Origin of the sequence: Parasphingorhabdus litoris DSM 22379, assembly GCF_020906275.1 — a bacterium.
Taxonomy (GTDB): domain Bacteria; phylum Pseudomonadota; class Alphaproteobacteria; order Sphingomonadales; family Sphingomonadaceae; genus Parasphingorhabdus; species Parasphingorhabdus litoris.
Window position 1 is genome coordinate 2,771,914 of the sequence record NZ_CP086727.1, and the last position, 24,633, is coordinate 2,796,546.

Annotated in this window: 24 protein-coding genes; 13 read left to right on the plus strand and 11 right to left on the minus strand. The window is 50.4% G+C overall.

Annotated features, from left to right (window positions below):
- The first annotated feature begins 260 nt into the window (after window positions 1-260).
- The 6 genes from BS29_RS13495 to BS29_RS13520 all read left to right on the plus strand — a co-directional run bounded on the left by BS29_RS13495 (window position 261) and on the right by BS29_RS13520 (window position 7,532).
- A complete protein-coding gene (locus BS29_RS13495; RefSeq protein ID WP_229954160.1) occupies window positions 261-1,391 on the plus strand; it encodes a DUF1611 domain-containing protein in 1,131 nt (376 codons plus the stop codon).
- Window positions 1,363-3,048, plus strand: coding sequence for an ABC transporter ATP-binding protein (locus tag BS29_RS13500; protein WP_229954161.1), 1,686 nt, complete (start codon window positions 1,363-1,365; stop codon window positions 3,046-3,048). Before BS29_RS13495 ends, BS29_RS13500 begins: the two co-directional genes overlap by 29 nt.
- Before the next feature lie 12 nt (window positions 3,049-3,060).
- Window positions 3,061-3,951: an alpha/beta fold hydrolase gene (locus tag BS29_RS13505; protein ID WP_229954162.1), complete on the plus strand. Its 891-nt coding sequence runs from the start codon at window positions 3,061-3,063 to the stop codon at window positions 3,949-3,951.
- Window positions 3,948-5,111, plus strand: a complete 1,164-nt coding sequence (locus BS29_RS13510) for an OprO/OprP family phosphate-selective porin (protein WP_229954163.1) — start codon at window positions 3,948-3,950, stop codon at window positions 5,109-5,111. The genes BS29_RS13505 and BS29_RS13510 overlap by 4 nt, the downstream gene beginning before the upstream one ends.
- A 151-nt stretch (window positions 5,112-5,262) precedes the next feature.
- A complete protein-coding gene (locus tag BS29_RS13515) occupies window positions 5,263-6,852 on the plus strand; it encodes a sensor histidine kinase (protein ID WP_229954164.1) in 1,590 nt (529 codons plus the stop codon).
- Complete coding sequence (locus BS29_RS13520) at window positions 6,849-7,532, plus strand: response regulator transcription factor (protein WP_229954165.1); 684 nt, start codon at window positions 6,849-6,851, stop codon at window positions 7,530-7,532. The genes BS29_RS13515 and BS29_RS13520 overlap by 4 nt, the downstream gene beginning before the upstream one ends.
- Before the next feature lie 109 nt (window positions 7,533-7,641).
- Here BS29_RS13520 and BS29_RS13525 read toward each other — a convergent pair whose 3' ends face one another.
- From BS29_RS13525 to BS29_RS13550, 6 genes are read right to left on the minus strand one after another with little or no spacing between them, the layout of a single operon-like run.
- The gene (locus BS29_RS13525) at window positions 7,642-8,454 is read right to left on the minus strand and encodes an SDR family NAD(P)-dependent oxidoreductase (RefSeq protein ID WP_229954166.1); all 813 of its coding nucleotides are present in this window, start codon (window positions 8,452-8,454) and stop codon (window positions 7,642-7,644) included.
- Window positions 8,455-8,466: 12 nt separating this feature from the next.
- Entirely contained in the window at window positions 8,467-8,892 is a 426-nt protein-coding gene (locus BS29_RS13530; RefSeq protein ID WP_229954167.1) for a nuclear transport factor 2 family protein, read from the minus strand.
- Between the two features lie 2 nt (window positions 8,893-8,894).
- On the minus strand, window positions 8,895-10,469 hold the full coding sequence (locus BS29_RS13535; RefSeq protein ID WP_229954168.1) for a N,N-dimethylformamidase beta subunit family domain-containing protein: 1,575 nt from the start codon (window positions 10,467-10,469) through the stop codon (window positions 8,895-8,897).
- A complete protein-coding gene (locus BS29_RS13540; protein WP_229954169.1) occupies window positions 10,466-11,209 on the minus strand; it encodes a hypothetical protein in 744 nt (247 codons plus the stop codon). Before BS29_RS13540 ends, BS29_RS13535 begins: the two co-directional genes overlap by 4 nt.
- Before the next feature lie 28 nt (window positions 11,210-11,237).
- The gene (locus tag BS29_RS13545) at window positions 11,238-12,563 is read right to left on the minus strand and encodes a protoporphyrinogen/coproporphyrinogen oxidase (protein WP_326838465.1); all 1,326 of its coding nucleotides are present in this window, start codon (window positions 12,561-12,563) and stop codon (window positions 11,238-11,240) included.
- Window positions 12,564-12,584: 21 nt separating this feature from the next.
- On the minus strand, window positions 12,585-13,094 hold the full coding sequence (locus tag BS29_RS13550; protein WP_229954170.1) for a 2,4'-dihydroxyacetophenone dioxygenase family protein: 510 nt from the start codon (window positions 13,092-13,094) through the stop codon (window positions 12,585-12,587).
- A 159-nt stretch (window positions 13,095-13,253) separates the two neighbouring features.
- On the opposite strand from BS29_RS13550, the gene BS29_RS13555 reads away from it, so the two are divergent.
- Window positions 13,254-14,207, plus strand: a complete 954-nt coding sequence (locus tag BS29_RS13555) for an AraC family transcriptional regulator (RefSeq protein WP_229954171.1) — start codon at window positions 13,254-13,256, stop codon at window positions 14,205-14,207.
- Between the two features lie 146 nt (window positions 14,208-14,353).
- Here BS29_RS13555 and BS29_RS13560 read toward each other — a convergent pair whose 3' ends face one another.
- The 5 genes from BS29_RS13560 to BS29_RS13580 form a co-directional block, all read right to left on the minus strand.
- Entirely contained in the window at window positions 14,354-16,144 is a 1,791-nt protein-coding gene (locus tag BS29_RS13560; protein WP_229954172.1) for a CocE/NonD family hydrolase, read from the minus strand.
- 97 nt (window positions 16,145-16,241) lie between these two features.
- Window positions 16,242-17,192, minus strand: a complete 951-nt coding sequence (locus BS29_RS13565) for a threonine ammonia-lyase (protein WP_229956872.1) — start codon at window positions 17,190-17,192, stop codon at window positions 16,242-16,244.
- 2 nt (window positions 17,193-17,194) lie between these two features.
- On the minus strand, window positions 17,195-17,881 hold the full coding sequence (locus BS29_RS13570) for a GntR family transcriptional regulator (RefSeq protein WP_229954173.1): 687 nt from the start codon (window positions 17,879-17,881) through the stop codon (window positions 17,195-17,197).
- Complete coding sequence (gene alr, locus BS29_RS13575) at window positions 17,878-19,170, minus strand: alanine racemase (RefSeq protein ID WP_229954174.1); 1,293 nt, start codon at window positions 19,168-19,170, stop codon at window positions 17,878-17,880. Before alr ends, BS29_RS13570 begins: the two co-directional genes overlap by 4 nt.
- Window positions 19,171-19,415: 245 nt before the next feature.
- Window positions 19,416-19,778 carry a winged helix-turn-helix transcriptional regulator gene (locus BS29_RS13580; protein WP_229954175.1) on the minus strand — a complete coding sequence of 121 codons (363 nt, stop codon included), beginning with the start codon at window positions 19,776-19,778 and terminating at the stop codon, window positions 19,416-19,418.
- Window positions 19,779-19,908: 130 nt separating this feature from the next.
- Between BS29_RS13580 and BS29_RS13585 the strand changes: the two genes are divergently transcribed.
- From BS29_RS13585 to BS29_RS13610, 6 genes are all read left to right on the plus strand, one after another.
- Window positions 19,909-20,589, plus strand: a complete 681-nt coding sequence (locus BS29_RS13585) for a glutathione S-transferase family protein (protein ID WP_229954176.1) — start codon at window positions 19,909-19,911, stop codon at window positions 20,587-20,589.
- A 74-nt stretch (window positions 20,590-20,663) separates the two neighbouring features.
- Window positions 20,664-21,449, plus strand: coding sequence for an SDR family NAD(P)-dependent oxidoreductase (locus tag BS29_RS13590; RefSeq protein WP_229954177.1), 786 nt, complete (start codon window positions 20,664-20,666; stop codon window positions 21,447-21,449).
- Between the two features lie 39 nt (window positions 21,450-21,488).
- Entirely contained in the window at window positions 21,489-21,935 is a 447-nt protein-coding gene (locus tag BS29_RS13595) for a DUF1330 domain-containing protein (RefSeq protein WP_229954178.1), read from the plus strand.
- A gap of 42 nt (window positions 21,936-21,977) precedes the next feature.
- Window positions 21,978-22,457: an SRPBCC family protein gene (locus BS29_RS13600; RefSeq protein ID WP_229954179.1), complete on the plus strand. Its 480-nt coding sequence runs from the start codon at window positions 21,978-21,980 to the stop codon at window positions 22,455-22,457.
- Window positions 22,458-22,532: 75 nt separating this feature from the next.
- Complete coding sequence (locus BS29_RS13605) at window positions 22,533-23,501, plus strand: GlxA family transcriptional regulator (protein WP_229954180.1); 969 nt, start codon at window positions 22,533-22,535, stop codon at window positions 23,499-23,501.
- Window positions 23,502-23,632: 131 nt separating this feature from the next.
- Window positions 23,633-24,613, plus strand: coding sequence for a heavy metal-binding domain-containing protein (locus BS29_RS13610; RefSeq protein WP_229954181.1), 981 nt, complete (start codon window positions 23,633-23,635; stop codon window positions 24,611-24,613).
- Window positions 24,614-24,633 lie beyond the last annotated feature (20 nt).

A 24,633-nucleotide genomic window follows, 5' to 3' on the forward strand; every position in this document is an offset into this window, starting at 1 on the left:
GAAGATGTAGAAGCAAGACCAGCTCCAAGATTCTTACTGTTATATTAACAAAAAATGACAGTTAATCAGTGGTTAACGCAATGGTTCAGCCAGCCGTCATCAACATGAAAATTCTATGAAACGAAAGTGAAGGTGCACTTAAATACCGCCTTATCCCGTTTACACCGCTGTCACTTTTCGGACATCAGGGGGCGGGGCAATTACTGAGCGGAGATCTTACAGGGATCAAAGCGGATTGCATGACTGAAAGGGTATTAATCATGAGTTTCAAAACGATGGAGAGTATGAATTTCAAGACCGCCAAGCGGGCTTTTGTTACAAGGAATGTTCGGATCGGCGATGCCAAAGGCTATCGCAGCGACTTGAAACCGCGCAATGGAGATCTCTGTGTTGCTCGGGTGAGCAAGATTGGGCATCATCAGCGCATAGAACAACCGGATGGTCGGCGCGCACGGATGTTTCCAGGCGACATAATCATCGTCGCCTATTCAAACCGCTACGCGACGGATCAGTTTGAGGGCCGTGTACCCGACAGCGTCGAACCTTGCTCGCTGGTGGCTGCCGGTGGAATAGCCGCCAGCTTAATTTCGCGGCACAGCAGCACCAAAAAACCAACTGCTATCGAACCACTTGGAATTTTGTGCAGAGCCGATGGCAGTGCGATGAATGTGATGGACTATGCGCTCGAACAGACCGCTGTTGGGCGTGCCGTACGTCCTCATATGGCGCTTGTGGTCGGATCTGGCATGAACGCTGGTAAAACCACCACCGTCGCCGCGATTATCAGGGCAGCAAAACAGGCTGGTCTTAAAGTGGGCGCGATCAAAATAACCGGCACAGGCGCTGGCGGTGATCTTTGGTTTTACAAGGACTCCGGTGCCAAGGTCACAATTGATTTTACCGATGCAGGCTATGCCGCAACGGTTGGTCTTACGCTGCCTCAGCTCGAAACAATCGCACAAAAACTTTACACAGAGGCCAGCAAGACCTGTGACATCATCATCGCCGAAATAGCTGATGGATTGTTCCAAACCGAAACTGATCTGCTGATGAAGTCTCCGAGATTTCAGGCGATGGTTGACAGTGTGTTGTTCGCCAGTGGTGATCCCATGGGTGCGCTGGCCGGTGTTCGGCACCTTCGAGCATTGGGTTTAGTACCTAGCGCCATATCGGGAGCTCTGACAGCGTCTGATCTTGCCGCAAAAGAAGCAGCGAAGGCTACAGGCTTGCCAGCTCTGACGTTGAGTGAGTTTGCGCAAAATGAGCAGGTGCTGAGCACAATCATGAAACCCGCTCGCATTGCGAAAACGCCGGTTCCCGTGGAAACCGTCGAAGGCTTTGGACTTGCAAGGGAATATTCCGATGACAGCCTGTTTACCGCAGCTAGTTAACCGCAATCGCGGAACCATCTTGGCCATATTGGTCTTGAATGGTTTCGCGCAGGCGGCGGCCATAGGTGGCATCGGTCTGGCATTAAAGTCCCAGTTTGATGCAATGCAAAATGCCGCCAACAGTCTAACCACTTTGGTTGCGCCTACCGCCATCATGGCTACCCTGGCGTTAGTCATTGCTGCTCTGAAATGGCGTGAACGTATCGATATGGAAAGACTTGGTCAGGACTATGTCTTCGAGACGCGGATGCGAATTTTCAGTCACATAAGCGGGATGTCCGCTCAAGGTATTGAAGAGCTTCGCAAAGGCGTCGTGATGTTGCGATTTGTGAATGACCTTACAGCCCTGCGCCAATGGATCAGCATGGGTATCGCAAGCGCCATTGTCGCCATGACAATTTTGGTGGGCGCACTGGCATTTCTAACCATGATCAATCCAATGATCGGGTTAGTTTGCCTGGCTGTAATGTTTGCCGGCGCTGGATCGATTTTGCTGACAGGCAAGCATGTGGATCACACCATTCGTGAGGCGCGCCGCCGTCGAGGCAATATCGCTGGCAATATCGCGGAAAAGCTCAGCAACATGGTAATGATTCAGGCGTTCGGACAACGGCGCACAGAGCGCAAGAAGCTTCGCCGGCAATCGAAGAGCCTTAAAAACGCGATGGAAGCGCGCGCATCTGCGACCGGACTTGTCCGCGCTCTGGCCTATCTGGTTACCAGCCTGACGCTGGTTGCTGCCATGAGTGTTGGTGCCTTTGCAATATATAACGCAACGGCAACCATGGGAGAAATCGTGGCGGCTTTCGGGATTGTGACGCTTGCAGCACCGGCATTGAGCGGATTTGGACGATTGTTCGAATATTGGAAAGATGCGGGCGTTGCACAAGAAAAAATCGGTTCGATATTCCAAAGGGGGCCGGCCATTTCCCCTTCCTCCAGCCGCGAGCCTTTGCAGAATGTCAAAGGGGAACTGCGCTTCGAAAACGTGTCTTCGGGATCGGTAATCAAGAATTTTTCAGCAACTGCCAGCCCGGGCACTGTGATCGCTGTCAAAGGAATTAGCGGTAGCGGTAAGACAACTTTATTGAGACTGGCCCAGCGGTTGATCGATCCAGATTCCGGCATTATCCGGCTCGACGGCCGAGACATATTGTCAATCCGTACCGGCGAGTTGCGAAGGACGGTCTCAATTGCGTCCAGTCTAATGCCACTGATACGCGGAACCATATGGTCCAATATAGCCTATGGATGCGTCAAAGCTACGCCGGAAGATATTCGTCGGGGAGCGCAAAGAGCCGGAATAGCAATCGATAATCCCGGCGCCGCGCTGCATTCGGAACGTGCAGTACATGAGCAAGGGACGAATTTGAGCGCGGGCGAGCGCGCTCGCATCATTCTCGCACGTGCTCTCGTCTGCAATCCAAAGGTGCTGTTGTTGGACGAACCGGAGCAGAATCTGGATGAACTTGGAATAGCGGCTTTACGGAGGGTCATCCGTACCTTCGAAGGTACGGTCATCATGGCCACCCACGATCAACATCTGCTTGGCATGGCAGACAATATCTGGACGCTCGGAAAGCAACGCGGCCAATCGCAGGATTGCAATCAGCATGATCAACAAACGCAAATCGGCCTTGCCGGAACTTTAAAATAGAAAGACTTAGATATGGCTTATCTCGAGAAACTAAGTGTAGGGGAAAATGACATACCCTGTCAGGACATAAGGGATAGAGTACACATTCGTGGGCGTATAACAGCCTCAACCACGCGGGGGCCGTGTGGACTTTCCTATTTCATCTATCGTCCAAGACGTACTTTCGGGCGCCCCGAACAGGTGATCTTTTCCATTCATGGCTATACGCGCAACGCACTACAGCATGCCGTAGTTCTGCAGGAACTGGCGGAAGAAAAAGGGTTGACGATCGTCGTTCCGCATTTCACCCGAAAGAAATTTCGACGCTATCAACAAGTCCGATCACATGGGCATAATCCTTCTCCCGACATCGCACTAATGGAACTGATAGATGAACTGCGAGAGATCGATGATCTTGATCTGTCAACCATCAGGGCAGTTGGCTATTCTGGCGGCGGTCAGTTTCTTCATCGCTTCATCATGCTTCGTCCCGATATAATTGACCGGGCCGTTCTTTTTGCCCCTGGTTGGTACACGATGCCATATAGTGGATACGCCTATCCATTGGGGCTGGGAGATTCCAAGCACCTGGAAAATCGCTCTCTGTCACTGGACGGGTTTCGCAGATCAGAAGTTCTGGTTTTGGTCGGCGATAACGATATAGGGCGGAGCGCAACACTGAATCAAAACAAAGAAATCGACTTTTTGCAGGGCCGCACCCGTGTGGTTAGAGCCAAAACCTGGGTCAAGGCGATGAATGCGGAACTTCCATCAGAATGTAGTCTCAAGTTGCAATTGCTTAAGGGCTTGCGCCATGGCTTCCGCAGGAATTTCGAAACAAAAGGCTATGGCCGCCTTGTTTTTGATCAACTGTTGGATGAAGGTCCGGCACCGTTGAGCACTGAGGAAAGCCAGAGCTCTTGAAGCATGCACTCGGTTTGCTCGCCGGTGGCCTTGTAAGTTGTTCACCGGTTGCTGCCCTTGCAGGTGAGATCAGCGCGGGTTCTGACGGAATCGTATTGGAGTCGGGAGATTTTCGTCTGACACTGGGAGGGAGGCTCCATCTTGACGCAGTGATTTCCGACAATGATGTGACAAATATTGAGGATGAAATCGACATACGCCGGCTGCGCTTCGATGCCACGGTCGAGATTGGCGATGACTGGCGTGCCAAATTTGATACGGATGTTGGAGGCATCTCTACCGGCCTGCGAAACGTCTGGGTCTCCTATAGTGGAATCGACAATCTGACGATCCGGGCGGGTAACTTTACAACGCCATTTCTCGGCGAAAGACAGAAAAGCTCCAACAACTTGAAATTCCTCGAAAGATCGCTGTCGGCGGCGCTGGCCCCGAATTTTCGCGCCGGAGCTTCAGCGACCTATGTTGGCGATAATATCGCTGTAGCAGCCGCCTATGTTGGCAATGCGATTGACGCCGGAGATGACAGGCAGCCGCGGGAAGATGGCACAAGTCTAGTCGGGAAACTAGTCTGGGCGCCGATCAGAAAACGCAGTGAAACTCTATTTGCGGCCGCGGCCATTGATCACCGCGATCTAAACGCCGGAGCCCGGAGCCGCGTGCGTTCGACGCCGGAATTTGGACTCAGTTTTACGCGTCTGATCGACACTGGCAATCTTCGGAATGTGGATGGCTATACAAATATCGCTCTCGAGGCTGGGTTCGCACAGGGCCCATTTGCTGTATCTGGGCAATATTTACATCGCTTCAACGATTCAACTGATCTCGGCAATCCCGAATTCTCGGGCGGGTCGCTTGAAGCTGCTTATGTTCTGACGGGCGAAAGACAAAGGTTTAATCTTTCGAGCGGAAGCTTTGGAGCAATACGGCCATCTGGAAAATGGGGAGCAGTAGAGCTGGCCGCAAGACTGAGCTTTCTTGATCTTGATGATGGCGCAGTAACCGGCGGCAAGGAAACGAATATCAGTTTGGGCGCCAACTGGTACCTAGGAAAAAATGTAAAAATCGCGTTAAACTATGTGCACGCAAGGGCTGATCCGGGTCGTTTTGGATTTTCCGAATCCGTTGATGCTTTGGCGACTCGGTTTCAGCTGACGTTTTAAAGACAAAACCGATGTGTTTGTCATGCCATGTTCACCAGAATAGTCCTATTCCGGCATCTTGGTCAAAACGAATCCCGGAAGGTCGTAGACATGAATCCCTCATTTTATGATAGATTTGAACAAAATGTTTTTTAGCTCTCGCAAATTGAAGATGTCGTTCCGTGTACGGCTGTTTACGACGCTCGGTGCTTTGCTGATACTCGCAATTTCGGCCAGCATAGCGAATTTCTATGGCACAACCCGGTCTAGCTTGCTGTTCGAACGCAACCAACTCGCGAATGATGTCGTCCACAGTTACGGCGAAGCAGCGATGCTCACGGAACGGCTTGTAAAAAAAATGACCGTGGCCGTCTATCAACCACCAAACAGTTCGATCGCGCATATCACCGAAATTAAATTACAGATCCAGACCCAACTCGACATGGCCCGGCAAAATATTGCTAAGGAAGTGGAGCTGGTCGGCAAAATTGAAGATGAAGCAGAAGAGCTGGAACAACTAGCGGGGTTGGAACGGCTGATTAGCAGAGCGATCAACCAGTTTGACGAGATTTTGCTGCTCCGAGATTCCGGCCAAACGGAAATGGCTCAGGAACGATTTATCGCCGTTTTGGCCAGCCAGATTGAAAGCGAGTTTTCGGAATCTATCAACGCCCTGCTTGCTGAAGAACGGTCGGAAATTAACGAAGCACAACGCGATATCGAAGTTCTCGGACAGCAATTGAAGATTTTCGCCAGTATCATAATCGCACTGGCGTTGCTTTTCATCATGCCCGCAGTCCTGCAACTCGCACATATCTTCAACCGGTCAATGAACCAATTGCAGGATGGCCTAGACAAATACGGCCAGAATCGCTTCGACTACAAAATACCACATTTACCGGCACGCGAATTTGACTATCTGGGGCATCGGTTCCACTGGATGGCAGAGCAGATCGGATCGGCACAGGAAAAGCTTCTGACTGCCAATGCCGATCTCGAAGCTACTGTATCCTCGCGCACAGAAGAGCTGGAACAGGCCAACAAATCTCTGGTCGAGAAAGACGAAGGCCGGAAAAGATTGTTTGCTGACATCAGCCACGAATTGCGCACACCGCTCACCGTCATCCGCGGAGAGGCCGAGATCAGTCTAAGGGGAAAAAAGAAAACGCCGGAGGAATATGAGTCCAGTCTGCAGCTGATCGTTGATCAAGCGATTCACACAGGGCGCTTGATAGATGATTTACTATTTGTTGCACGTTCTCAGGCCGGGGAACTGAAACTGGTCAAAAAGCCGCTAGATATAGTCCGCTTGGTTGAAGAGAAACACCACGCGTTCGAAGCTCTTGCCGCTCGAAAGAATATCTCAATGGCGATGGAACGAAATGTATCCGGACTTATAGTTTCAGGAGATAAAGGACGGATTGGCCAAGTTCTTGCTGTTTTGTTGGACAACGCCATTCGATATGCTCCGCAAGGTACTGATATCTCGATCTATTTAAATCGCTCGCCCAGGGGGATCGCAATTATCGTCGACAATGTCTCCGACGCGGTAAGTGAGGAAGATATGCGTTATATTTTTAATCGCTTTTACCGCGGAGGTAATGCCGGAGAGATCGATGAAGGTACCGGATTGGGGCTTCCCGTCGCGAAAGCCATTGTCGAAGCTCATGATGGAACCATCACCATCGAGCAGAAGGACAATGACATAATCTCGGCGACAGTCGTTCTGCCGGCAGAAAAGCAGATGAGGATCGTGTCATGAGAATTTTGATTGTTGAGGATGATCTCCGCGTAGGTGACTTTATCAGTCGCGGACTGAAATCTGAAGGCTATGTGGTAAAGCTGATAGACAATGGCGTGGCTGGATATCGAGATGCGCAATCCAATGAATATGACGTTATTATTTTGGATTTGATGCTGCCGGACATGTCCGGAACCCAAATCTGTCAAGCGTTGCGCAGCGAAGGCATCTCGACGCCTATTATGATGTTGACTGCCATGGATTCGATGAATGACAAAATTACCGGCCTCCGCATGGGCGCTGATGACTATATGACCAAGCCATTTTCATTCGATGAGCTGGTTGCGAGGATAGAGGCTTTGGGACGCCGATCCATTGGTTATAGCGAGGGCAACAGCGTTCTCGAAGTCGATGATCTGAGATTTGATCTCAAATCCGTACGCGTATGGTGCTGTGACAAAGAGCTTACCTTGACTGATAAAGAGCTCGCAATTTTGGAACTTCTGATGAGCAAGCCCGGGGACTTGTTCAGTCGCGAACGGATATTGAGCAATGTTTGGGGTATGGATACCGACCCCCTGACCAATGTTGTCGATGTTTATATCGCCAAGCTACGCAAGAAAATTGATTGTAATCCCAAAGTACCTCATATCGAAACTGTACGTGGCCGCGGTTATCGGCTTTCCAAACGGCATGACTGATGCCGTTTCGATTTCATCCGGGAAAGAAGCAATGGAATCTCTTGAAACTCTCTCTCGAATACATTCCTAACTTCCGCTTAAAAACGACAATGCAAATCGTCAAGCAGGGCTAGTTAGCGGCGGCAGTTTTCTCAAATGCGCGCTTAGCAATATTATGCATCGTCGATGTTGACACGATGCGGCGCAGCAGATGCTGAAATTTCAATTGCGGACTGATCAATTGATGCATGCGGCCGGATGCACTCCCATCAAGAATTGCTGCTACCCGGTTAGCAACGTCCTCGGGAACAATGGGTTGCTTTTGTTCTTTGACATAGCCTTTCATCTGATCGGATTCAGCATCAATCATGGCTGTTTGGACAAAGGGAACGGCGATGGTCGACAGTTTTATGTTCGAGCGCGATAGTTCGATATCGAGTGCTTCGCTAAGATGTTCGACAAAGGCTTTAGTGGCGCTGTAGACCGATAATCCGCCAATGCCATGAATGGTCGAGGCCGAGGACATATTGATGATATGTTTGACGCCGGACCGCTTTTCCAAATGTGGAATTGCCAGGTGACAGCCGTTGACCACTCCGGCAGCATTGACGGCGATGGTCAGATGGTGGTCAGCCAAGGCGACTTCAGTGAAGGGACCATCGCGCAGAATACCAGCGTTGTTGAATATCGCATCGATCCCATTCAGTTCTTCCGCCAATTGATCAATTGCGCCAGAAAGAGAACTGGCATCCGAAACATCAGCACTAGCCACAGCAACTCGGGTATCACCTAGCTGGGTCTTGATCTCAGCAAGACTGTCCTCGCTAAGATCAATCAATCCAACCCGCCAACCGTCAGCACTTAACCTTTTCGCAGTAGCCAGTCCGATTCCAGCCGCACCACCGGTAATGATAATGGATCTTTCTCGAACTCCTGTTTCCATTGGTCACTCTTCCTATTTAGGCAGCGATGATATTGCAGGACCTTCGTCCATCCGGATCGCTGAGTTTACACCGGGAATGTCCCAAGCCTCTGAAATCTTGCCACCCACAATCCGCCAAATCACTGCTGCATCGGTTTCAAAGGATTGTCCGTCCAAGGTCATGTTGGGGAGTGCATGCGCGATCACAAATTCATTTCCGAGCGCTTGAGCATCTTTAATGCGTACGTTGAATGAACCGCCTGTTTTGTTGGCCAGATCAATGAAAAACTGTTTCAAACCTTCAACACCCTCATAGGTCTTGTTGAGTTCGGGCAGATGTTCATTGACATAGTGCCACCGAAAATCGTCCGCAAAATAATCCCGCGCTTCGTCCAGCCGGTCGGGGATAAGTGGCGGGATAGATTTGATCATGTCAACGCTGGCCTGCTCATTATTCATTCTCATTCTCCATGCTTTTCGATGCTCAAACCAAAGCGGCTCAGAACATTGTGGGTGATTTTCTCGATGAAGGGGTTTCTGGCCCTAAGGCCGTGCACCCATTCTGTTGTACCGGCATTGAACACTTCACCCTTGCCACATCGGAAACTGGCCATGACGGCATGACCGCGCATCAACTTGCCGCGGTTGTCCGGGGTATCTTTACCAAACGTCACGCGAGTCAGAATCTCACGATCCTCCAGCGGAATGACCTTTGGAAATGGGCTACGGTCCGATTCCGCCAATGTCGCTGGTGTCATGGCGATAATTTCGAGGTTTTCAGGCACCCCCAGTCCGCCGCCCGGCTTCGGCAAGCCATCTTCTCCAAATTGAATCGGACAGCCGTCATTCTCATAGCCAATCAAAGGCACGTCGCCACCGATTACGTCTCCATAATAGAGATCGGTATCTTCCAGCGCCCAATGTTCATCATTGTAAATTGTGAAGGCCGCACTGCCTCGCGCGGCACACATGGCTATGCGGTGATAACCTCCATAGAGAAAGGATAGACCCAAAAAACGCGCTTCCGGTGCTTCAAATTCGGGATGCGACCAAAGGTGAGTAGCATCCTTCCGAGTTGATGGATTGGCCCAGAGCGGATCATTGTCTTCGCCCGCCCATTTATGAGCGATCATCGTTTGTCCATCATCTTCCCAGCGGACTTTCCAGTAACAGGTATTTCCGGAAAAGCTGATGAAATGACCACCCTGCTGGATAAAATGCTCGACGGCGAAACGCTGGCTCACCGACCAGTATTCGCTGTGACCAACCACCATCGCGGTCTCATATCCGTTAAGAGCATCTGGATTGACCTCAAAATCATGGTCGGTCAGATAATCGATCTCATAGCCCTGCTCCTCGGTCCAACGAGCGAAAACATGTTCCCATTTTTTAAGGAAACAGGCTGATCCATCATAGGGCGTTGGCTGGTATTTCTGCATCCATTCCAGACTGCCCGGTATCGGCATTTCTCCGACATCGCGCGGTTCATAGTTGATGAGACGCGGCGGATCAGCTGGCGGCGCGAACATCGTTTGTGGATAAGGCCGCATCCGAGAAAGCCTTCCAATTGCTCCAGCGCGCGATTCATCCGGAGTGACCGTTCCAGCCATCAAGGCCGCAACGTCGGCATAGGAATTGCGCCCGCCCCAATAATTGTAAGCCGCATAGGTATTTGTCGACAGGATCAGTGCTGCCTTGACCTTGGTGGCTCCATCATCATTGCGAACGCAGAAAAAATGCTGGCTCTTTGTACCGTCTGGTCCTGCCAAGGTTAGATCGTAATAGCCGGTTGACCAGTCTGCGCCAACTTCGAATGAAAAGGCTTCGGGCCACCCGCAGCCATTTACATCCGCATCATCGGGGATATCATGATGATCAATCGTAATGTTTTCAAATTTGGCGACCTGCTTCACCTCTGCGCCGATACGGCTTACCGTCAGTGAACAGGGTGAAGCAGGTGCGCTCGCGAACAAGGTTACCGCGTCTCCCGCCGCGGCGCTTACCTTGTCCGGATAGAACCAGGGATTGTCTGTCATGCTATGTTCTCCTGGTTCGAGGAAGCCGTGATCCGAATTGGTTGAAGGCGAAGAAGTGATATCCCAAGCCAGACCGACCAGAGTGGTGAAAGCAGAACGACCAGCGTCAGAGCAGCATCCGAAGCTTCATCCAGACCAAGGTGCCACAAAGTGAACTGCGCTAGCCAGATAACTGACAGGAACATGGCGCCTAGACCCAGGCCTCTGAGGCCAGCAATCGCCAGTAGTCGGCCGAGACCGCCGAGCCAGACGGCTGCCAACACTGCTTCCAACAACCAATAGCCGCGCCAGTTGCCTGCTATGGTAGCTTGCCATGCAGCAACAGCCTGGGCCTGTTCCGACGCTGATGCGGTTGCATAGCCCCCATACAGGGAATCAAAAGCGCCCGCCATATTCACTGCACCAAATGACCCCAATAGGCAGTAGATGAGCCCGCAAAGGAAACTGATGTCAGTCAGGCTCTCATTAACCTCCCGCAAGATTTTCCATGCATAAATGATCACGGGCAGAAAAATCAGATAATAACCCAATATATCTGTCCACATAGCAGCATAGAACATACTGGCATTATCGGATGCGAGATTCAGCATCTGATGCCCATCATGAAAAATGGCGACATCTCCATCTGAAGCCATCACGAAAAAGAACTGTGTCAGATAGGCAAATGGCATTGATAGGATTGCTGTTATCGCTGCCAGCTTTCTGCCGGGAATTACGGGGTTCAAATATGCCATGGTCATGTGTCCGTCATATGGTTGCGAATTCGGTTCAAGCAGCAAGTTTCTGCTTTTCTTGGTCAAAACGTTTAATGGCACGCTCCACGCTCCAAAGTGCGCTTTCCATATATCCGCCGGACATATAATCACCGCAGAAAGAGACACCGGGTCGCTGATCGACGGAATTCAGAAAAGTGAGCGTCCTCTCATTATGTCCTACAGATGATTGTGGGATAGCATGCTGGTGCCGGGTAACGGCATATCCCTCAACATGGTTGTCGACGTGCGGCAGATATTGAGCGACGTCACGGCGTGCGATTTGCGCTAGCTCATCATCCGTTTTGCTAAGCAAACTCTCAGATTGTGGACTTATAATCCATGCTTGAAGCGTGGCTTTCCCGGATGGGGTATTACCTGGACTTTTTTGGTGGGTATCTACACAGAATGTTACGTTGCTTCGATTTTCTCGATCTTCAAATGGAAAGAAGTAAGTCCAAACATCCTTTTCCAGTTCGCAGTCGAGAAACAGGGAAACCAGAATGGCCGGTGGCATTTCGATACCCGACAGATAGTCTTTTTCCAGCGCCCATTCTGTCGGCAGGATATCGGCTGCTCTAGGTGCATGGGCTGCGACCACCACATGGTCAGCGGCAACGGTATCACCGTTTTCAAGCGTGAGACCAGCAATGTTGCCATTGTCAGTTTGCAGCTTCTTTACTGGGCTATTATAGTGAATATTTGCAAGCCTCGCCAACTCCTGATGCAACGTGGCAGTGCCGCCTTCCAAAGATACATAATCGGTCAACATGATGATCTTCAACAACCGGTAAATCTGAAGCAGATTAACCTGCTTGTCAGCCGGTTCACTCAGTCCGCCAACAAGTGTTAGCATCCGCACGATTTGGTCTTGCACAAATTTGTCTGATGTCGAGTCCATCGCCAATTGTGCGTCATAGGCCGCCTGCTCTACCTCCGCTCCAAAAGTATGAGACCGATTTTTTAGCAGAAGCTTGATCGAATAAAGGGCAACCTTCAAATTTCCGGATAGGCCGCCCGGATTAATCCACGGTAACCGGGGACTCAGTAAATAGCTTTCTCCAGGGCTGCTGCCCGTAAACATACGGCTACTACCTTTGATTTTTTTTAACTTTGGAGTGAGCCCCAGTTCATCGATAATCCGTAGGCCATTGCTGTAATTGGAATGGAAATACTGAGATCCAACATCAGCCCAATCGTTGGTTCCCGGGCGATTGAGTAATTTTCCTCTACCGCCAGCGCGATCCGATGCTTCATAGATTTCTACATCATGGCCACGTTTCGACAATTCGTGGCTAGCAGCCAATCCAGCAATGCCTGCTCCAACAACTGCTATCTTCATCGTTCCACTCCAAAAATATTCTTATCCGAAGGAAAAACCGGCTGAAGCACCGGGTTTTATGTAGCGCGGCGCATCACGCTGCATCATTTGGCATACCCCCATGATTGCCCGCTCAATGGCTCCAGCATCGGTAATGTCGATCAAGTTGTCATCATCATCAAAATTCACATTGGCTCCGGTTACAACCATGAAGCCTTCGGCGCTTTCCGTTGCATCCTTCGGCACAGAGAATTGGTGAATTGAGCCGCCAGGTTCATAAAGATAGCTGCCAGCTGTCTGCTTATCTTCGGGATATTCAACATAGTTCCATGTTCCTTTGGTGGTGAAGAAATGGACTGTGCCGGTGTGGAAATGGCGGGGTAGCAATGTGCCTGGCGGGAATTTGGCATGTAAAACCCAGGTGCCATTTTCCGGGTCAAGAAATAGCGGCTGGATAAAATAGCCATCTGTCGGATGCTGGACAGGCTCCTGTTCATTGATATTGACCGAGAGCAATCTGTCCTGATGATTGATGGTTTCGGGTATAGCCATGTTTCGCTCCTGTGTTTGTTCTAACGCCGGTTTACGCTGGTGTTTTCAATGACCAAAGGTTAGCAAGGGACAATTAGAGATCATTTTCGGACAAGCGCTTTGGACAATCGGCTAGACATATTTGATCGCTCGGTTCTTTCCAACCAAATTGCCAAATTGATGCTAGACATCCTTGAAAGTCAGGGGATCGGTCAAGATGAGCTTTTTGATCGGCTCGATTTTGGCGATGAAAAAATCACCGATAGCGAAGCACTGCTAACCTTTCATGAAATGTTTGCCCTGATTGATGTGGCGCTAAGGCTTTCTCCAACTCCGTGGCTGGGTCTGAAGGTGGGGGATGCAGAAACCGTTGGCACCTGGGGTGCTCTAGGATATGCTATCATGAGCAGTGCGACCGAAAAAGAAGCCGCACAGATCGGCCCCAAATATTATCAGGCCGCGCCCAGCCTTATGCATTCTGAATCAAGCATAGACGCCGGCAAGCAGCGGATTCAAATGCACCCCATTTACCCTAACCAGAGGTTGCTACCCTTTTGTGTCGAAGAAAATATCGTTGGTATATGGCGTGTGTCATCTGAATATCTGGAAGAACCGATGCGACCTTTGGAAATTCACTTGAGCTACCCCAAACCCATCTATGCTAAGAAGTATGACGAATATTTTGACTGCCCTGTTTATTATGAACAGCCGGACAACATCCTGTGGACCAGAGCTCCAACGGATCGTCCTTTGCGAACGTCTGATCCAGCCAGCGCAAAAATTTGCCTCCAGCTGGTTGAACAGATGGTTCAGAGATACCGCGGCGAGGATGATTTCATCTTGCTTATCAGAAGGGAACTATTGCGCAATCCAGGAGAAATGCCGGATATGGAAGAAATTTCCGCTATGCTTGCCATGAGCTCAAGAACATTACACCGCAAGCTCAGCGAACTTGATACTTCCTTCAGAAAAATTCAGGATGATGTCAGGAAAAACCTTGCCATCGACTATATTCAGAACACAGGTATGAGCATCGACCAGATCGCCGCACGACTGGGATATAGTGAGACGACAAACTTCCGCCGCGCTTTCAAGCAATGGACCGGCAAAGCGCCCAGTTTGTATCAGGTATGAAACTTCGCTTTGTATGTAAAAGCGATCATTTGATGCTGCGATATACGGTCTGATCCGCGTTCAACATAGTTGTCAAAAACCCTGCTCCATTTTCTTTTCTTACCACTGCAACTAGGATCAGAACAGCGATAGCAAGTATGAGCCTGTTAATCGATAGCCACAGGAAGTTCCAGAACGCTTGGATATTCGGCATTGTGATGTAACTTAATCTGCGCGACACGGGCATCATCTCGGGTTTCAAATCCGAGCGCGCCGCCCGAGTTGTAGTTCTTCTGTGCAGAAGGATCATTATAAGGACCAACGCTAAGGCGCACCCGCGTTCCTTCGGGTAGCGCCCAGGCATTCCAGAGGAAATTTTTAAATTCATAGGCTTCCACCGCTCCTGGCTTTACCGGTGACGGCTTAAGGCCGTCGCGAAACCTGGCGCGCACGACATCTCCACCGAGGTAAAGCGGCTGGCCATCCGGGAAGATGGCATAGACTGTTACGAAGATATCCGCATCAGGTGCATCCATCTCCAGGTAAAGCTTCAGGCGCATTTTTCCAGCCAAGGTAAGTCCTTTAGCCAAGGGAGGTGAGTGAAAAGTCAGCGTTTCCGGCATGTGGGCTGGTGCTATCGACCGGAGATTACCATCTCGAATAGCATTCCAATCAATATCCGTCAGGTCAGCGGGACTGGTATCCAGAGGATCGCTTTTGAACTGGTGCGGAGTCTCGCCACCTATGGCTGCATCGACAAGATGACCCGAGCGAAACACATCATAAGCTTCATCAGGCGTCGCAGAAAGATAAAGCATGCGTTTTTCGTTGGCGATCTCATCGAGCGCATCGGCATAGCGCCATTCTTCGACTCCTCCGACATAATATACGATCCGGCGTTTCAGAAACTCCGGCTTCGAACCGCGGCCGAGGTGCCAATCAAACCAGTCCAAGTTAAACTTGTCCATATCAAAGACCGCTGCCGGTCCGAATTTAACGCTCTCGCTCAACTTCTGCCTTGGTTCACGGGTTCCGCCATGGCTCCACGGCCCTATGACCAGATAGTGATTTTTCGCGGCACTTTGAGGAGCGCTTGCCTGATGCTCTCGAAAATAGCGAAGTGCGCCTGGTTGGTCGCCGTCATAATGACCAGTAATTGTCAGAACAGGCATTTGCATTCGCACATAGTCTTTTGGCTTCCATGCCGAAGACTCCCAGGCTCCTGGCTCCGAAAGCGTCTTCACCCACGCCTGGAAATGCTCAGATGGCATACCAATAAAGGTATCATACTCATTGAAGGGGAGATGCTCACGATAAGATTTAAGCTCCCGCTCTTTCCAATACTGACGGTCTGCGTAGAAATTTGAATTCATCGCAGAGCCCGCCACAAAACCAAGCCACCCAGCTATATATTTTTGGCTGCGATGACCGCCTACGATAGGAAAATCATGCCCAGGATATACCGACGCAGTAGGGACTATGGTCCTAATCTTATCAGGGCATGACCGCGCGGCCATCCATTGGGTCATGCCGCGATAAGAGCCACCTCGCATCAAGACATTACCATCCGACCACGGCTGTGCCTTAATCCAGGCAATTGCGTCGCAAATGTCGGGACCATGGTCGCTGAATGGAAGAAACTGACCTTTCGATCCGCCTCGTCCGCGAATATCCAGGCTCGCCATAGCATATCCTCGATCGGCATATTTCCGGGCGCGTGGGTGCGCTTCATCCGAGACGTAAGGCGTAGCAACAAGCACGGTCGGATAGCGCTGATTGTCCGACTCAGGTTTCCAGATCGTTATGGCGAGCGCCGTTCTATCTTTAGCCTCAACGGTACTGTGAAGAAGAATATCAATTGGCTTATGGCCCGTTTCTGCCTGTTGTGCGCTGAGCTCGACGCTCCAGGTAAGTGCCATAGAGATAACGGCGATCAATATTAGCAAGTCATGTTTCATACTGACCTCGGTTTCCAAAATTTCAAATTTCGCTGGTGCGTTTCGTCGCGATCCGCAGTTATGGGTTCGATCAGATCATGAGAAAATGTCCAATTGACTATTGGATCCATGTTTTAACCTGAGATTCCGATACATTTCCTCCGCAGAGTATCGTCGCTACTTCTGTCTCTGGGATCGCATCTGGATGTTCGATGAGCGCGGCCAATCCCGCAGCGCCTGACGGTTCAACGAGCAAGCCTAGTTCATTGAAGCAATGCTGCACGGCCTGGATCATGGCTCTATCACTAACCAGGAGCATGTCGTCGGCAAGTTCCTGCATCAATTCCACAGCTTCAGGCACCGGCTCTCTAACAGCAATACCTTCCGCCACCGTCGATGTTTCGGCTGTTGAAATCGGCCTACCCGCTTTCCAGCTCATCGCCATGGCTGGAGCAGCTTCTGAACAAACCCCAACAACACGAATGCCGGGTTGATGCGTTTTAATCCATGAAGCCACACCGTTGAGCAGCGCGCCGTTTCCGACGGGAACATAAACAGCTCCAAATTCTTCTTTGCCGGCGAGCATTTCCATTCCGATCGTTCCCGCCCCGATAGTGATTGCTGACGCAGCGCCATCTTCCACAAATGAATGCCCTTTAGTGTGCGCAAACTCTCTTGCGGCAAATTTGGCCGCATCAAAATCGAAGCCAGTTTGAATAACCGTTGCGCCAAGCGATCGTATCCGATTGACCTTTAGCGGATTTGCATTCTCAGCTAGGAAAACCGTTATCGGTACCTCACGAACGCGCGCTGCATAAGCCATCCCCTGACCAAAATTTCCGACACTCGCACAGACCAATGATGCATTTGGTTTTGCGGCATCGACCAGCAAGCAAGCGCCCCGCCCCTTAAAGGATCTAATGGGATTTATCGTTTCGACCTTCAGTAAAGGTGCTTTTCCCAACTGGGGAAGTAAGGTTTCAGCTTTAAACTGCGGTGTATCCAGAAAGACCTTATCTATACAGGAACGTGCGGTAAGGATTTGATCCTGAATGTTAGCGCTCTCCATTTTCAATGCAGTTTGCCTGCAGCAATTGCAGCGCTTTCCGCTGTAAGCTTGAGAACCACGGCCTCCATACCAAATTTATAGTGGCGCTTTAACTCAAGCGCGAGTTCATCCTGGCGGGCGTCGCGGAGAAGTTCGATAAGCTTGGCATGCTGTTTAACGGATTCTGCTATCAACGCCGTATCTGACATATAGTATGTTTCGTAGCGATAAACTGTACACCTCAGGGTGCTGACCCATGATTGAAGCCGATTATTTCCGCAGCAAGAAATCAGCGTATCGTGCCACATGGAATCAATTTGAATACCTGCGGCAATATTCTTTGCCTCTGCCAGTTTCCTGTTCAAACTTATGAGCTTATCGACGATGGTCGGGAGCAGCGGTCCAGATTCTTCGATTGCAATGACTTCGAGGCCTGCAATCAGAGGGTAAACCTCTCGGGCTTCTCGCTCGGTCAAGGGCGATACTGAAAAACCTGACCCGGATGAGCTGGTTGCAAATCCTTCTTGCTCCAACTTGAACAGTGCTTGCCTGATCGGTGTTCTACTAACCCCAAGAGTTTCAGCCAACCTTGCCTCAACAATCGGCGCGCCTGGCTGAATATCGCCAGCGAGTATCCTATTCAAGATGAGCTCGTAGGCTTCAGTGCCACGTGGCTTTTTGAGATTTTCGTTCTGATCTTTCTTCATCATACCAGCTTTCTTGGCAACAGTGCATTGAGACGGCTCATGAGCGAATAGTGACCGATGCCAGCCTGTTTTGCCACAGCCCTCGGTTCGATTTCCTTATGGTCTGGATCAACCAGTGTGGCGACATCGCCTATGCTGACATCCGGCTTCTCGCTCACATCAACAATCGTATGCGCAGAGCTCATGGAGCCAACTACCGGATAGAGATGATCACCAATCATAACCTTGCAATTGTTCACAGCCGAGCTTGGATAACCATCAGTCGATCCGACTGGGAGCAAAGCTAGTGTCGTTGGTTTTTCAACAGTATATTTAGGTCCAAAACCGACTGTCTCACCCCGTTGAAGCTGCTCAAGCCTAACAATCCGTGCCCGCAATCGCCAAACATATTTCAAGTCGGCCATCGAAACGGCATTCGCATCAGGATATAATCCAAACAATGCCGTCGCGGATCGGACTGAATCGAAACGCGCTTCTGGAAGATAGAAGGTGGTGTAGGAAGGTGATGCGTGGACTAATCCCAGGGGGATATCTTCTTTTCGGGCCTCTGCAATTAGCCGATTGAATCGCATCAACTGTACTTTATCATGCTCAATGTCGTGGATAAACATCGTGTAGATTCCGGCGACCTTGACTGACGGTCGTCGCGCCAGATCTTGCATCCACGGCAGCGCCCGGTCATACGGCATCCCTTCGCGGTTGAGCCCTGTATCGATAAAGAAGTGCACAGGGATAGGTTTGCCTAGCCGTTTGGCAACGCGATCCAATCTCTCGCCTGCGTCATCGAGCCAGCACGTGATCTCAATGTCATTCAAGACGAGCTCTTCAATTTCCTCCTCAGTTACTTCGCTCATGTTCAAGATCGGTTTCCTCACCCCCGCCGCCCGTAACGCGAGCCCCTCTGAAACCCTTACACAGGCAAGTCTCGATACTTCCGGCATAGAAGCGAGAAGCGGCCCAACAACAGTATCACCTAGGCCATAAGCATTGTTTTTGACCGGTGCCATGATTGGTGTACCGCCTGCCATACGCGATACTTCACGAACATTATTCCGAAACGCCTGTGCATCTATCTCGACCCACGGATCATTGCTGTTGGCACTGCCACCTTTTCGCAGACGTGAAATGTTCGCTGCATTGGATATGACGCTCTTGCTCCGAGGTGCGACAGTGCTGTTCGCGCTGCCAGCACTTAAAGCACCTCCTGCACAAGCGGCCATCCCCGCTAAAAAACCGCGTCTCGTCTTGTCCACCGCAAACACTCCCAGCAGCAATTCAATGATTGTATTCAATACATAATAAATTGGATACAATCATTGAATTGCGAGATTGTCAAGTATCGTCATTTCAAGTTGCTTCGGAGCATCGTCCTTGGGTCCGCAGGCTCACCAATCGGCGTTTAAGCAGGATTTACGAACGGCTTCTGAAATGGGGAAGTTTTGGAATGTATCAGATATGCATTTTTATCAGGTTGAAAATGGCAAGGCTTCTGCACATCGGTCAGAAAATCAGAACAGAATCATCGATAGAAGGTGTGCTATTTTTTCTCGGGAGGATTATCTTTTATCCACCAATCATGCATGGCCAAGAACACTGCCTCCAGATCATGCGCACGTTTGGTTGCTCGATATTCCACTCTGGGCGGCACTTCCGCGTAGATTTTTCGCTCAACTAGACCGTCCGCCTCCAGCGCTCGCAATTGTTTCGTGAGCATTGTTTGAGTGACGCCGTCGATCATCCGGCGCAGTTCATTAAAGCGTTTCATGCCGCGAAAGATCAATATTTGCAGAATGATGAGTTTCCATTTTCCTCCAATGAGCTTGGCAATATCTGGCATCGGACAAAGCTCATCTCCATCCTCGGAAAATTGTCGCTTCTCTATTGATATAGGTTTGTTCATTTTAAACTCCGAAAATCCATGTAGGTATCTTTTTTGATACTATATACACTAATTCTGCCTTCTTGCGAAAGAATACCGAATCCATACTTTCTTTGTAGTGACCACCAATTACCAAAGAAAGAGCCCCCCTATGACCATGACAGTATATGCCGTATCTGGTGCGCCTCGACCTTGGAGGGTCTTGGCAGGCCTAACATTCAAAGAACTTGAATATGATATTCACTACATGGAGGCCTCAAAAGCCGAACATAAAGCGCCTGAATATCTGAAAATCAATCCCCGCGGAACCGTACCATCCTTGGTCAAAGGTGATCTTATACTGCGCGACTCAATAGGGATATTGGCCTGGCTGGACCGAGAATATCCAGACAAGCCACTTTTCGGATCGAATGCAAACGAGACCGGCCAAATTTGGCAAAATGTTCTAGAAACAGCGGATTATTTGCGTGCCGCCCACAACAGCGTCTTCTTTTCTATTCTGGTGCAGAATATTTCGGTTGCAGATGCACCATCGGACGAGCGAAAGGCGAAAGAGGAAGCCGCAGATCGCTTGCGATTTGAGTGTGAGCGGCTCGAAACACTACTCATCCAAAACAAGTTTTTATGTGGCGATAACCCGACCGCCGCAGATGCTGTGGCGTTTCCTGACATTCGGTTGATCCAGCGCGCGATGGAAATCAAACCAGATGAACTGGCAATGCTTGGGCTTGATACTCTGAACGATGACTTTCCCAAGCTTGAATCCTGGAAATCTCGCGTCGAATCCTTGCCAGGCATGCAGAAGACGATGCCGCCACATTGGGCTGCATGATTTCGTCCGACGTCGACAGCAGGAATCTCTAGCTTCCCTCCTTTTCTGTAAAACTTACCAATGGAAATCCCCCAATGTCCAAATCTCTCCTGAAAGACAAAATCGCCGTCATATTTGGTGCCGGTGGAAGTCTTGGTTCCGAAGTTACCAAAAAATTTGTCGATATAGGGGCGATAGTTTTTGCCTCCAGCCGATCGCCCGACCCCACTCTGTCGTCGTCTGGAGTGCAGGAATTCCGGACGGTTGATGCACTTGATGAAGATGCAGTCACCCGATATCTCGACGAGATCGTCGCAGCCCATGGCAGGATCGATATTGTTCTGAACCTGGCAACGTCGGATCATGCGGCCTTCAATCACGGCAAACCGGCCAGCGAAACCTCGCTGGAAGAACTGCTCATCCCAGCACGCTCGACATTGGGCCCGCAATTTGTGACGGCAAAGGCGGCACAAAAGCAAATGGCCAACCAGCGATCAGGAGTCATCCTCTTCATCACATCGACGCTCGCTGTGGTGGGATCACCGTGGAGCGCAGCGCTTTCGGCGACGCATGCGGGAATTGAAGGTTTGATGAGATCGCTTGCAAGTGAATGGGGTCCCCAGGGCATTCGGGTGCTCGGCGTTCGATCTGAAGCGATGCCTGATACACCAACAATTGAGTATACCTTTCGCGCAATGGGAGAAAATCTGGGTATCTCGCAAACCGAGATGCAAGGCGCTATCGAACAAAATAAGGTAGCTCTGGGACGACTTCCTGAAAGATCTGAAACCGCCAATGTTCTGGCTTTCGCGGCTTCTGACCTTGCCAGTTTCATGACCGGTACGATGCTTAATCATTCTGGCGGTCACGTTCTCCAATAATCAATTAAACATATCCCAAACATGCAGAGGAAAATCACTATGAAAGCAAACGCTCAACAATTTTTGGAATGGTTTGGAGACGGGTCTGACGGCTCTTCTCCAACCGAAACGCAATGGACGCATATTCTTCAACTACCGGAGAAAAAGCCGGTGACGTTGATCAACTTCTTCAAGCTAAACCAGCGCGCAACCTATCCAGTCGACTTTGGTGATTTCGATACAAATGTAACCGGCGAAGTAGCCTTTAGTCGATATGCTGAAGTAAGCGTCCCGACCATGGAACGGGTTGGCGGCAAGTTTCACCATGTCGGACCGTTCTCCGGCATGTTCATCGGCGAAGATGAGGATTGGGACATCATCGCGATCGGTGCATATCCTGATCTGCATTCCCTCGTCTCGCTTTACGCAGATGCCGGTTATCGGGCAGCCTTTGTGCATCGTACTGCCGCTTGTGAAAGGCAGAAGGTCATCATTGCGGCCGGTTAGTCAATGGCAATCGAAACATGTTCACAAGAGGAGTAGAAGAAAGTGACATCGCAGAATTACAAACGCATCATTACCGTCGAGGCCGATGCTAGAAAAGCATACTGGGCTTTGACGCAGGGAATGCACAAATGGTGGACGACACCGGACGCTCCGATGGTAACGGTTGGAGACCGCTCGACATTCTCCTTCCCACCGGGAAATGGTTACTGGACATTTGAAGCCACCATTCTCAATCCAAATCAGTGTGTCGAGATGATTTGCGTCGACGCTCTGCATTTGCATGAGGGCATGCCCAAGGAAATCGAGACCGAATGGCTGGATACGCGGGTTCGTTGGGATATTCATTCGAAGGGCGACAATACCGAGATCGCGATCGAGCATCAAGGTCTTATTCCGCAACTTCATTGCTATGAAATCTGCGAGGCTGGATGGGACATGTTTTTTGTCGAGAGCCTGAAGGCCTATCTCAACACCGGAATTGGCAACCCTCACCTTGCGCCCTCAACAACTGCGCAAGACTAGCCAAATATCCAAAATGTCGGTTTTGATCGGATAAAGGTCATTTCAGACATAGGCGCTTAATGCTATTCAACGACCATGCCGTTCGATCATTCCATCGCTGTACTGTTGTTCGACAATATGAACGCAATCGATGTGGCTGGCCCCGTCGAGGCTTTCTCGATCATAAAAGAAGATGATGGCACAAGCCGATATTCCATCCAGTTCTGGGGGCTGGAAAAACTCACTTTTGAAACCGAGTCTGGCATGCGAATTTGCGCAGAAAGGATCGCGCCAGAAGACCCGGTTGCGCATACCCTGATCATTCCAGGCGGCGCAGGCGTGCGCCACCCGCAAACTTTATCCTCACTCGCGCATTGGCTTGCCAGGTATCACCATAGGTTCACGCGCATTATTTCAATCTGTACGGGCGCCTATGCGCTGGCCGAAGCGGGCCTGCTGAAAGGACGTGAAGTAACGACCCACTGGGCGCATGCGGACGATTTTGAAAAGCGTTTCCCCCAAGTAAAGTTGAACGCCGATGCGCTCTTTCTGAACGATGGAAAATATTATTCCTCAGGCGGTGTGACAGCTGGAATTGATCTGGCACTTGATCTCATCCAGGATGATTTTGGCCAGGCCGCAGCTGTCGCAGTCGCCCGAGAAATGGTGGTTTTTCTGAGGCGCCCCGGCGCACAGACACAATATTCCTTGCCGTTACGATTGCAATCCGCGACCGATGGCCGTTTGACTGATGTATGTCATTGGGCCGCCAGTAATCTGCAGGAAGACCTGTCGATTGAAAAACTGGCAGACATGGCCGGCCTCAGCGCAAGGCAATTCTCCCGTCGGTTCAAGAAGGCCTTTCATGTTTCGCCGGCCGCCTATATTAAAAATGTCCGCCTTGATCATGGCCGATCGCTGCTAAGTAAAGGTGCCAGCATCGCACAAGTGGCATCCATGGTTGGTTTTGCCAGCCCTGACGGATTCCAACGCGCGTTCACGCAACGATTTGGGGTCCGGCCCAGCACCTACCAGAAACACTTCAATGAAGGTATTGCGCCATGAAGTTCCTCATGTCTCGTAGGACGGTCGTCACCACTGCCCTTTCTATTGCTACTTACTCAAATCTCCTCAGATGTCAGCCAGAACGAACAGCAGAGCGGGAAACTTTTCTCTGCCCTCCATGCGGTTGCGCAATGGATCAGCACATATTCAAAGCACCAGGTCGCTGCCCCGATTGTGGCATGATTCTGAAACCAGCGAAGGAACTGGATTTGGGTTTCCAGCCACATAATCTTCCAACTGGTGCTGGCTATTTCCAGATTGCTGGCGGCAGCGGGCGTGAGAGTCGGCATGTCACAGTGCATTACTACAAACCAAGCCAATTTACGCCTCAATCCCGTATATTAATCGTCATCCCGGGTGCAGGCCGAAATAGCAACAGCTATCGAAACGCTTGGCTCGAAGTGGCCAGTCGCAAGGACATCCTGGTTGCGGCACTGGGCTATCCTGAAGAAACATATGATTTTGCAGCTTATCAAATGGGAGGCGTGGTCAAGGATATCAAACTTAACAACCCAAAATTTATAAGCACGGGCCCCAATGCGCGCATTCTTCAATTGCAAGATAAAGATATTCAAATGAATCCGGAAGCCGACCAGAATAATTGGATATTCTCAGATTTCGATCGCACTTTTGATCTCTTGGCAAAGATCACTGGTTCCAAACGCGCTGGATATGATATTTTTGGTCATTCAGCCGGAGGTCAGATACTCCACCGGCTTGCGCTTTTTCATCCGGCATCCAAGGCTGAGCGCATTGTTGCGGCAAATGCAGGGTTTTATACCCTGCCCTCATTCAGCAAGCCCCCACCCATGGGTATGGAAGGCACTGGAGTGCGCAAAGAACAACTGAGCCAGATATTGGGCGAGCAACTCACAATCCTCTTGGGGGAAGAAGACAATTCCGATGCTGCGGGCGGAACGCTGCTGCACACTCCCCTGATTGACAAACAAGGTAAAAATCGCTTCGCACGTGGCCGAAACTTTTTTCGCACAGGATTGGAAATCTCTAAATCAGAGCAGTTGCAATTCGGCTGGAAGCTTCAATCAGTTCCGCGAACCGGCCATGATTTCGCAAGGATGGCCGAGGTGGCAGCGCAGCTGCTCTACCCATAAACTGCCGAATTCTGGCCTTG

Coding starts and splice junctions, on each gene's coding strand:
- BS29_RS13495 (WP_229954160.1), top strand. CDS start 261: ATGAGTTTCAAAACGATGGAGAGTATGAATTTCAAGACCGCCAAGCGG.
- BS29_RS13500 (WP_229954161.1), top strand. CDS start 1,363: ATGACAGCCTGTTTACCGCAGCTAGTTAACCGCAATCGCGGAACCATC.
- BS29_RS13505 (WP_229954162.1), top strand. CDS start 3,061: ATGGCTTATCTCGAGAAACTAAGTGTAGGGGAAAATGACATACCCTGT.
- BS29_RS13515 (WP_229954164.1), top strand. CDS start 5,263: ATGTCGTTCCGTGTACGGCTGTTTACGACGCTCGGTGCTTTGCTGATA.
- BS29_RS13520 (WP_229954165.1), top strand. CDS start 6,849: ATGAGAATTTTGATTGTTGAGGATGATCTCCGCGTAGGTGACTTTATC.
- BS29_RS13525 (WP_229954166.1), bottom strand. CDS start 8,454: ATGGAAACAGGAGTTCGAGAAAGATCCATTATCATTACCGGTGGTGCG.
- BS29_RS13530 (WP_229954167.1), bottom strand. CDS start 8,892: ATGAATAATGAGCAGGCCAGCGTTGACATGATCAAATCTATCCCGCCA.
- BS29_RS13535 (WP_229954168.1), bottom strand. CDS start 10,469: ATGACAGACAATCCCTGGTTCTATCCGGACAAGGTAAGCGCCGCGGCG.
- BS29_RS13540 (WP_229954169.1), bottom strand. CDS start 11,209: ATGACCATGGCATATTTGAACCCCGTAATTCCCGGCAGAAAGCTGGCA.
- BS29_RS13545 (WP_326838465.1), bottom strand. CDS start 12,563: ATGAAGATAGCAGTTGTTGGAGCAGGCATTGCTGGATTGGCTGCTAGC.
- BS29_RS13550 (WP_229954170.1), bottom strand. CDS start 13,094: ATGGCTATACCCGAAACCATCAATCATCAGGACAGATTGCTCTCGGTC.
- BS29_RS13555 (WP_229954171.1), top strand. CDS start 13,254: ATGCTAGACATCCTTGAAAGTCAGGGGATCGGTCAAGATGAGCTTTTT.
- BS29_RS13560 (WP_229954172.1), bottom strand. CDS start 16,144: ATGAAACATGACTTGCTAATATTGATCGCCGTTATCTCTATGGCACTT.
- BS29_RS13565 (WP_229956872.1), bottom strand. CDS start 17,192: ATGGAGAGCGCTAACATTCAGGATCAAATCCTTACCGCACGTTCCTGT.
- BS29_RS13570 (WP_229954173.1), bottom strand. CDS start 17,881: ATGATGAAGAAAGATCAGAACGAAAATCTCAAAAAGCCACGTGGCACT.
- BS29_RS13580 (WP_229954175.1), bottom strand. CDS start 19,778: ATGAACAAACCTATATCAATAGAGAAGCGACAATTTTCCGAGGATGGA.
- BS29_RS13585 (WP_229954176.1), top strand. CDS start 19,909: ATGACCATGACAGTATATGCCGTATCTGGTGCGCCTCGACCTTGGAGG.
- BS29_RS13590 (WP_229954177.1), top strand. CDS start 20,664: ATGTCCAAATCTCTCCTGAAAGACAAAATCGCCGTCATATTTGGTGCC.
- BS29_RS13595 (WP_229954178.1), top strand. CDS start 21,489: ATGAAAGCAAACGCTCAACAATTTTTGGAATGGTTTGGAGACGGGTCT.
- BS29_RS13605 (WP_229954180.1), top strand. CDS start 22,533: ATGCCGTTCGATCATTCCATCGCTGTACTGTTGTTCGACAATATGAAC.
- BS29_RS13610 (WP_229954181.1), top strand. CDS start 23,633: ATGGATCAGCACATATTCAAAGCACCAGGTCGCTGCCCCGATTGTGGC.